Origin of the sequence: Streptomyces palmae, assembly GCF_004684805.1 — a bacterium.
In the GTDB taxonomy this organism is placed as follows: Bacteria; Actinomycetota; Actinomycetes; order Streptomycetales; family Streptomycetaceae; genus Streptomyces; species Streptomyces palmae.
Genome location: NZ_SRID01000710.1, coordinates 1 through 1,135, shown reverse-complemented (window position 1 = coordinate 1,135; position 1,135 = coordinate 1). Strand labels below are relative to the sequence as shown.

Genomic DNA, 1,135 nt, shown 5'->3' with positions numbered 1-1,135 from the left:
GCCTGCGGGCGACCCCGCCCCCGGCAACCATCCGCCCGGAACCTGCGTCTTCACGGCGGGGCCGCCCGCAGGCCACGCCGTCTCCCGTGTCACGGCACTAGAGTGGGGCGGAAGTGCCGGACCCCCGGCCGTCGCGGAACAGCGGCGAAGTGATCGCGGTGGAAGTGACCGCGGTAACTCGAGTACACCGTAATGACCACGATCAGGGAGCGCATGACGTGCGGCCGGTAGGCAGCAAGTACCTCCTGGAGGAGCCGCTCGGGCGCGGGGCCACGGGCACCGTCTGGCGAGCCCGACAGCGGGAGACGGCGGGTGCCGAGGCCGCCGTCGCCGGGGAGCCCGGCGAGACCGTCGCGATCAAGGTCCTCAAGGAGGAACTCGCGAACGACGCCGAGATCGTGATGCGCTTCCTGCGCGAGCGATCCGTGCTGCTGCGGCTCACCCACCCCAATATCGTCCGCACCCGCGACCTGGTGGTCGAGGGTGACCTGCTCGCCCTGGTGATGGACCTGGTCGACGGCCCGGACCTGCACAAGTACCTGCGCGACAACGGCCCGTTCACACCGGTCGCCGCCGCCCTGCTGACCGCCCAGATCGCGGACGCGCTCGCCGCCAGCCACGCGGACGGCGTGGTCCACCGCGACCTCAAGCCCGCCAACGTGCTGCTCGCCGGCACCGGCGAGGGCCAGCAGATGCACCCGATGCTCACCGACTTCGGCATCGCCCGGCTCGCCGACTCCCCGGGGCTGACCCGCACCCACGAGTTCGTCGGCACCCCGGCCTACGTGGCCCCGGAGTCCGCCGAGGGCCGCCCGCAGACCTCCGCGGTGGACATCTACGGCGCCGGCATCCTGCTCTACGAGTTGGTCACCGGCCGCCCCCCGTTCGCCGGCAACACCGCGCTCGAAGTGCTGCACCGGCACCTCAGCGAAGAGCCGCGCCGCCCCTCCACCGTGCCCGAGCCGCTGTGGACGGCCATCGAGCGCTGCCTGCGCAAGAGCCCGGAGGAGCGGCCCAGCGCCGAGAACCTGGCCCGCGCGCTGCGCGTGGTCGCCGAGGGCGTCGGGGTGCACGCCACCCCGGCCCAGGCCGAGGCCGCCCTGGGCGTCGCCGCGCTGCTCGCCCCGGACCCCTC

The 1,135-nt window shown here is 73.7% G+C and carries 1 protein-coding gene; it reads left to right on the top strand.

What is annotated here, in order from left to right:
- Positions 1-218: 218 nt before the first annotated feature.
- Positions 219-1,135: serine/threonine-protein kinase (locus E4099_RS32235; protein WP_135342621.1), on the top strand; the 917-nt coding region annotated here is incomplete at its 3' end.